This window comes from Falsiroseomonas oryzae, assembly GCF_027856955.1.
Lineage (GTDB): Bacteria > Pseudomonadota > Alphaproteobacteria > Acetobacterales > Acetobacteraceae > Falsiroseomonas > Falsiroseomonas oryzae.
In genome coordinates this window covers 1-6550 of record NZ_JAPSMD010000309.1, presented here as the reverse complement: position 1 = coordinate 6550, position 6550 = coordinate 1, and the positions used below count along the sequence as shown (strand labels likewise).

Genomic DNA, 6550 nt, shown 5'->3' with positions numbered 1-6550 from the left:
GCCTCACGCAGCGCGGCGGTCGCGACCTCCGCGAAGCCGTCGCGGCCGACGCAGCCGGCGAAGACCGTGGCGGCGCCGTCGCGCGCCGCCGCCACCGCCTGGTTCGCGCCCTTGCCGCCGGGGAAGCTGCGCACGCCCTCGCCCATCACCGTCACGCCCGGCGCGGGCAGCGCGGGCACCGCGAAGACCAGGTCGGCATTGGCCGAGCCGAAGACCAGCACGGTCATCGCGCGCCGGGCTCCGCGAACATCCCGCCCTGCCGCGCGCGGTCGTAGAGCGCCGCGATCAGCGCCTCGAACACCGGCGCGACCTTCCGCGCCGGCGCCATGCGGCCATGGGTCTGCTGCTCCGTGACGCCCTCCTGCCGCCAATGGCCGGTGCCGATCACGCCCTGCAGGAAGCCCTGGGCGCGATCGCAGGCCATGGCGAAGCGCGCGGCGGGGGTGACGCCCTCCTCGAACTCCTCCCACAACCCGCGCAGCCGCGCGCCGAGGTCGGGCGGCAGGCTGCCGAACACCACATCGGCCGCGGCGCGCTCGCGTTCCGCCTGGGTCAGCACATGCGCCTCGTCATAGGCGAAGGTGTCGCCCGCCTCGACCTCCACTAGGTCATGCGCCGCGATCATCGCCAGCACATGGCCGAGATCCGGGGGATCGGCGACCTCGCCATGCAGCAGCAGCGCCACCAGCGCGACGTTCCAGCAATGCTCGGCCGAGTTCTCCTGCCGCGCCGCGCCATCCGGCGACACGGTCCGCCCGCGCCGCTCGACATGCTTCAGCCGGTCGGCGAGCGCCAGGAAATCGACCACGGCCGCGATGCGATCCGGCGTCATCGTGCCGTCCACCGTCCCAGCAGGAAGCCCAGCAGCGTCGCGCCGCCCAGCAGCGCCGCCACCTCGCCGAAGATCGCATGCGCCAGCGGCAGGCCGATGGTGGCGAGCACGACCAGCAGCGCCACCTTCCACCAGCGGGCCAGCGCGCCACGGGCGGTCGCAGCGCCCTTGCCGCGCGGCTTCGCGCTGCCGCGCTTCGTGACGGAAGCGCTACTCGCCACGCCCCAGCGCCTCCATCAGCTCGCGCCATTCGCGCTTCGACAGGCCCGACCCCTCCTGCGCCACCTGCTCCCCGGCCACCATCCGCTTCACGATCGACAGCATCTGCGCCGAGAAGGTCACCGCCCCCAGCCGGTAGTCGCGGAAGGCCGCCGCGGCCATCGGCACCCAGGCCTCCGCGCTGGCCATCATCGCCTCGGCATAGGCGCGGATCTCGTACTGCGCATGGGCGTCGGCCCGCAGCGACAGGAAGTGGAAGAGGTTGTGGAGGTCCGTCTTCCAGTACCACTGGGTGTAGGTGTTCAGCGTGAGGTTCATCCGCGCCAGCTCGCGGGCCAGGCCGTGCCGCGCGGGGTCCAGCGGGCTGCCCTGGTCGTCCTCGTTCAGCATCTCGAGGTAGTGGTCGTAGTTGCGCGTCGCGTCCTCGCGCAACAGGTCCAGCACCCGCGCCGCCTCCGGCCCTTCCAGCACGGCGCCGCGGCCCTGACGGTTCACGGCGGATTGCGCGGCCAGGTGCTGCGGCTCCGGGATGTAGAATTCGCGGTCCAGGATGGAGTAGCGGGCGCTGTACTCGTTCACGTTCGCCGTGCGGTGGCGGATCCACTGCCGCGCCACGAAGATCGGCAGCTTCACGTGATACTTGATCTCGCACATCTCGAAGGGCGTGGAGTGCCGGTGGCGCATGAGGTAGCGGATCAGCCCGCGATCCTCGTTCGCCGCCCGCGTGCCGCGGCCGTAGCTGACGCGCGCCGCCTGCACGATGGCGGCATCGTCGCCCATGTAGTCCACCACGCGGACGAAACCGTGGTCGAGCACGGGCATCGCCTGGAACAGCATGGCTTCCAGGGCGGGGACTGTGGGTCGGCGCGTCGCCGCGGCGGCGCCGCGCGCGGCCTCGATCTCCTGCTGCTGCTCGGCGGTCAGCGCCATGCCCGGGTCCCCCGAAATCGGGCCTTCCTAGCGGAAGCACCCCTCGATTCCCAGCGAGCGGCGTCCTATATCTGTCTCCGCCGGCTTGCCGGCTATGGCGATAAACACGACCTGGAATAAGCGTTGCGGACCCGGGGGCAGTGCCCGGCGCCTCCACCAATCAGCCCAGCCCTTGTCGGGGCGGCCGGAGCGGGGGCGAAACAGGCTCGACGCGCGTGGTAAAGGGGTCGCTTTTGCCCGGCATTGTACCGCCGTTATCGGGCTAAATCCTAAGTGCGAACGACAACAGCCGCGAGGCTGTCGCACTCGCTGCCTAACACTAGGTAAGCGCGGCTCGGGGGGCGCCGGGCAACAGAAGCCCCCCACTCTATTTGCCCTCAGGCGCCGGGCGGCCGCTCCGCGGCCTTGGCTTTCGCGCCTACGCGCTGTTGCAATGGGCCATGCGGCCGCTCTGCGCGCGGGGCCGCTTTGCGGCCCATCGGGGTGGCACCTGCTCCCGGCGCATCCGGCATTCGTTAAGCGCCGATGCGCCCGCGTCGCGACCGGCAGCCGACCCTTTTCCGGGCCTTCCCATCGCCCTATGGTTGCCTGGACAGGGAAGCCCCATGAGCGACGACGTACGCCCCGCCGCGAGCCTCATCCCCTATGAGCGCTGGACCGACGACGCGCTGCGCGAGGTCGTGCTGCGCGCGCTGGAACTCGCCGCGAAGGAGGGGCTGCCCGGCGAGCATCATTTCTACCTGACCTTCCGCACCGACCACCCGGCCGCCAAGCTGCCCGGGCACCTCAAGGCCCGCTACCCGCAGGAGATGACCATCGTCCTGCAGCACCAGTTCGAGGCGCTGACGGTGGACCGCACGGAGCGCCAGTTCAGCGTCCGCCTCTATTTCGGCGGTGTGCCCGCCACCCTGGTCGTGCCCTTCGCCGCGCTCACGGGCTTCGCCGACCCCTCCGTCCGCTACGGCCTGCGCTTCCAGCCCACGCTGGAGCACGGCGAGAAGGCCGAGCCGGCCGACGCCCCTGCCGCCCCGCCCCGCCCGGAGGGCGATGCGGAGGCCCCCGCCCAGGTTGTCAGCCTGGACGCGTTCCGTCGCCGCCCGGCGCGGGAATAGTCGCCGCCCGGCGCGGGAGTAGGAGTCAGGCGGCCCGGCCCCGGCGTTGGCGCGGCGGCCGCGCTGCGCTACCACCCTCCGCGGAAGGCCCGCGGAGAAGCCAATGCCCCCGCTCGACATCGACAGCCCGGTCACCACGCCCACGCGACCGTCCGGCTTCAACTACAGCCCGATGTTCCCCCTCGGCGCCGACCCGACGCCCTATCGCAAGCTGGACATCCAGGGCGTCTCCACCGTGCAGTGCGACGGGCGGACCATCGTGAAGGTCACGCCGCAGGCGCTGGAGCAGCTGGCCTTCGCCGCCTGCCGCGACGTCTCCCACCTGCTGCGCCCGGGCCACCTGCAGCAGCTGGCGAACATCCTGAAGGACCCGGAGGCGACCCCGAACGACCGCTTCGTGGCACTCGACCTGCTGCGCAACGCCAACATCGCCGCCGGCGGCGTGCTGCCCATGTGCCAGGACACCGGCACCGCCATCGTCTTCGGCAAGAAGGGCCAGCGCGTCTGGATCGAGGGCGACGAGGAGGAGGCGCTGTCCTACGGCGTCCACCGCACCTACACCGAGACCAACCTGCGCTATTCCCAGATGGCGCCGCTGACCATGTGGGAGGAGAAGAACACCGGCAACAACCTGCCGGTCGAGTTCTCCATCATGGCCGCCCCCGGCGACCACCACGCCGACGAGCTGCACCTGATGTTCGTGCTGAAGGGCGGCGGCAGCGCCAACAAGACCTTCCTGTTCCAGCAGACCCGCGCCGTGCTGTCCAAGGACAAGCTGCTGAAGTTCCTGGAGGACAAGATCAAGTCCCTCGGCACCTCCGCCTGCCCGCCCTACCACCTGGCGGTGGTGATCGGCGGCACCAGCGCGGAAGCCACGCTCAAGACCGTCAAGCTCGCTTCCACCCGCTACCTCGACGCGCTGCCGACCGAGGGCAGCATGGCTGGGCACGCCTTCCGCGACACGGAGTTCGAGAAGGAGGTCCACAAGCTCACGCAGAACCTCGGCATCGGCGCGCAGTTCGGCGGCAAGTATTTCTGCCACGACGTCCGCGTGATCCGCCTGCCCAGGCACGGCGCGTCGCTGCCCATCGGCATCGGCGTCAGCTGCTCCGCCGACCGCCAGATCAAGGCGAAGATCACGCCCGAGGGCGTCTTCCTCGAGGAGCTGGAGCACGACCCGGCGAGATACCTGCCGGAGGCGACGGACGAGATCCTCGGCGGAGACGTGGTGAAGATCGACCTGAACCGCCCGATGAGCGAGATCCGCGCCGAGCTCTCGAAGCACCCGGTCAAGACCCGCGTCTCCCTCACCGGCACGATGGTGGTGGCGCGCGACATCGCCCATGCCAAGCTGCAGGAGAGGCTGGATGCCGGCCAGGGCCTGCCCGACTACATGAAGAACCACCCGGTCTATTACGCCGGCCCCGCCAAGACGCCGCAGGGCTACGCAACAGGCAGCTTCGGCCCGACCACGGCCGGCCGCATGGACAGCTATGTCGAGGCCTTCCAGAAGGCCGGCGGCAGCTTCGTGATGCTGGCCAAGGGCAACAGGTCCAAGGCCGTGCTGAACGCCTGCAGGACCTATGGCGGCTTCTACCTTGGCTCCGTCGGCGGCCCCGCGGCCCGCCTGGCGCAGGACTGCATCCGCAAGGTCGAGGTGCTGGAATACCCCGAGCTCGGCATGGAGGCCGTCTGGCGCATCGAGGTCGAGGACTTCCCCGCCTTCATCGTCGTGGACGACAAGGGCAACGACTTCTACGAGGGGCTGGAGTAGCCGGCGCATGCTGGAACTCCGCCCGAACTGCGAATGCTGCGGCCGCGACCTCCCGCCTGATTCGCGGGAGGCGCTGATCTGCTCCTTCGAATGCACCTGGTGCCGCGACTGCGCGGCCAGCCGCCTGCCCGGCGGCGTCTGCCCGAATTGCGGCGGCGAACTGGTCGCACGCCCGATCCGGCCCGCCGCCAAGTTGGCGAAGTTCCCCGCCTCCACCGCGCGCAAGCGCTCGAGCCTCCCGGCCTGCAGCCCGGCCTGATGACCCGCCGCCTCATCTCCTCCGGCAGCCGCTTCGAGGACGAGATCGGCTATTCGCGCGCCGTGGTGGACGGGGATACCGTCTTCGTCTCCGGCACCACCGGCTACGACTACGCCAGCATGACCCTCGCGCCCGATGTCGTGGCGCAATGCGAGCAGTGCTTCCGCAACATCGATGCCGCCCTCCGGCAGGCCGGCGCGACGCCGGACGACGTGGTGCGCGCCACCTTCATCCTGCCCGACCGCACGGACTGGCCGCCCTGCTGGCCGGTGGTGAAGCGCTGGCTCGGCAATGCGCGCCCCGCCGCCACCATGCTCGTCGCCGGGCTGCAGTCGCCCGAGATGAAGATCGAGATCGAAGTGACCGCCCGCCTGCCGCGGCGCGAAGGGAACATCTAGACATGCGCTTCGCCGTGGACCGTCTCGACCACCTGGTCATCACCTGCAGCGACGTGGAGGTCAGCGCGGGCTGGTACCAGCGCGTGCTCGGCATGGAGCGCGAGGAGTTCGGCACCGCGCAGCGCCGCACGGCGCTGAAGTTCGGCGGCCAGAAGATCAACCTGCGCCCGAAGACCGCGACGCAGGAGGAGTGGTTCTCCTCCGTCACCGCCCTCCCCGGCACGCAGGACCTCTGCTTCGTCGTCACCGTCCCGCCGGAGGAGGTGGTGGCGCATCTCGAGCATTGCGGCGTGACGGTGGAGCTCGGCCCGGTCGCCAAGCAGGGTGCGCTGGGCCCGATCCGCTCGGTCTATTGCCGCGACCCCGACGGCAACCTGATCGAGATCGCCAGCTACGGCGACGCCTTCCCCGGCTGACCGGGGACCACCACCCGCTCCGGCGCCAGCAGGTCCAGCGCGCCGGCCGGGCCGGGGGCCAGGCCGTGGATCCAGAAGCCGCGCGGCGTCGCCGGATCGGCCGGCCCCATCACCGGCGACGGCGCCGAGAGGATCCGCACGCCGCCGCACTCGCCCGTCCAGTCGGTGTGCCGGTGGCCGTGCAGCACCACCAGGCGCGCCGCCTGCCGCCGCAGCCGCGCCAGCACCCAATGGCCGTTGGTCAGCGCAGTCGCGATGCGGTCGGCCAGCTTCACCCCGGCCCGCGGATACTCGACCAGGTGGTGGTGCAGGCAGACCAGCCAGCGCGCCTCCGGCCATTGCGCCATGGCTCGCTCCGCCGCGTGCAGCTCCTGCGCCGCCAGGATGCCGAGCGCATTGGTGAAGGAGAACTGCGTCAGCGCGTTGCTGTCCAGCAGCACCGCGCCCAGCCCGTCCGGCTCGGCCGGCGGCAGCACCATCGGGAAGACGGCCTCCCAGACCTCGCGCGGATGCGGCGCGCCGCGCGGGGCGCGCCCGCCGTCCAGGAAGGCCGCCATCGCCGCCGCGCGCCCGCCCTCGGCCAGGAAGCCGGACAGCGTCGGCCCGACGC

At 71.2% G+C, this 6550-nt stretch carries 10 protein-coding genes and 1 other RNA gene; 6 read left to right on the top strand and 5 right to left on the bottom strand.

From position 1 onward, the window contains the following. The 4 genes from OZN99_RS22620 to thyX form a co-directional block, all read right to left on the bottom strand. The coding region (locus tag OZN99_RS22620) for a PfkB family carbohydrate kinase (protein WP_270937519.1) at positions 1-227 on the bottom strand (227 nt) is incomplete at its 3' end. Further along, positions 224-832: an HD domain-containing protein gene (locus OZN99_RS22615; protein WP_270937518.1), complete on the bottom strand. Its 609-nt coding sequence runs from the start codon at positions 830-832 to the stop codon at positions 224-226. The genes OZN99_RS22615 and OZN99_RS22620, both read right to left, overlap by 4 nt. After that, positions 829-1053: a hypothetical protein gene (locus OZN99_RS22610; protein WP_270937517.1), complete on the bottom strand. Its 225-nt coding sequence runs from the start codon at positions 1051-1053 to the stop codon at positions 829-831. Before OZN99_RS22610 ends, OZN99_RS22615 begins: the two co-directional genes overlap by 4 nt. Next, on the bottom strand, positions 1043-1981 hold the full coding sequence (thyX, locus tag OZN99_RS22605; RefSeq protein ID WP_270937516.1) for an FAD-dependent thymidylate synthase: 939 nt from the start codon (positions 1979-1981) through the stop codon (positions 1043-1045). The genes OZN99_RS22610 and thyX overlap by 11 nt, the downstream gene beginning before the upstream one ends. Positions 1982-2020: 39 nt before the next feature. Between thyX and ssrA the strand changes: the two genes are divergently transcribed. The 6 genes from ssrA (at position 2021) to OZN99_RS22575 (ending at position 5940) form a co-directional block, all read left to right on the top strand. Continuing rightward, positions 2021-2348, top strand: a transfer-messenger RNA (tmRNA) gene (gene ssrA / locus OZN99_RS22600). Positions 2349-2586: 238 nt separating this feature from the next. After that, positions 2587-3093 carry an SspB family protein gene (locus OZN99_RS22595; protein ID WP_270937515.1) on the top strand — a complete coding sequence of 169 codons (507 nt, stop codon included), beginning with the start codon at positions 2587-2589 and terminating at the stop codon, positions 3091-3093. A gap of 103 nt (positions 3094-3196) precedes the next feature. Beyond that, a complete protein-coding gene (locus OZN99_RS22590) occupies positions 3197-4867 on the top strand; it encodes a fumarate hydratase (protein WP_270937514.1) in 1671 nt (556 codons plus the stop codon). Positions 4868-4874: 7 nt separating this feature from the next. Beyond that, the gene (locus OZN99_RS22585; RefSeq protein WP_270937513.1) at positions 4875-5126 is read left to right on the top strand and encodes a DUF1272 domain-containing protein; all 252 of its coding nucleotides are present in this window, start codon (positions 4875-4877) and stop codon (positions 5124-5126) included. Then, positions 5126-5524 carry a RidA family protein gene (locus OZN99_RS22580; protein ID WP_270937512.1) on the top strand — a complete coding sequence of 133 codons (399 nt, stop codon included), beginning with the start codon at positions 5126-5128 and terminating at the stop codon, positions 5522-5524. The genes OZN99_RS22585 and OZN99_RS22580 overlap by 1 nt, the downstream gene beginning before the upstream one ends. 2 nt (positions 5525-5526) lie before the next feature. Further along, positions 5527-5940, top strand: a complete 414-nt coding sequence (locus OZN99_RS22575) for a VOC family protein (RefSeq protein ID WP_270937511.1) — start codon at positions 5527-5529, stop codon at positions 5938-5940. On the opposite strand, the gene OZN99_RS22570 is transcribed toward OZN99_RS22575, so the two are convergent. Further along, the coding region (locus OZN99_RS22570) for a metallophosphoesterase family protein (protein ID WP_270937510.1) at positions 5916-6550 on the bottom strand (635 nt) is incomplete at its 5' end. The genes OZN99_RS22575 and OZN99_RS22570 overlap by 25 nt on opposite strands.

Excerpts from the sequence above, each read along its gene's own strand:
- OZN99_RS22615 (WP_270937518.1), bottom strand. The coding sequence starts at position 832 with ATGACGCCGGATCGCATCGCGGCCGTGGTCGATTTCCTGGCGCTCGCC.
- thyX (WP_270937516.1), bottom strand. The coding sequence starts at position 1,981 with ATGGCGCTGACCGCCGAGCAGCAGCAGGAGATCGAGGCCGCGCGCGGC.
- OZN99_RS22595 (WP_270937515.1), top strand. The coding sequence starts at position 2,587 with ATGAGCGACGACGTACGCCCCGCCGCGAGCCTCATCCCCTATGAGCGC.
- OZN99_RS22590 (WP_270937514.1), top strand. The coding sequence starts at position 3,197 with ATGCCCCCGCTCGACATCGACAGCCCGGTCACCACGCCCACGCGACCG.
- OZN99_RS22585 (WP_270937513.1), top strand. The coding sequence starts at position 4,875 with ATGCTGGAACTCCGCCCGAACTGCGAATGCTGCGGCCGCGACCTCCCG.
- OZN99_RS22580 (WP_270937512.1), top strand. The coding sequence starts at position 5,126 with ATGACCCGCCGCCTCATCTCCTCCGGCAGCCGCTTCGAGGACGAGATC.
- OZN99_RS22575 (WP_270937511.1), top strand. The coding sequence starts at position 5,527 with ATGCGCTTCGCCGTGGACCGTCTCGACCACCTGGTCATCACCTGCAGC.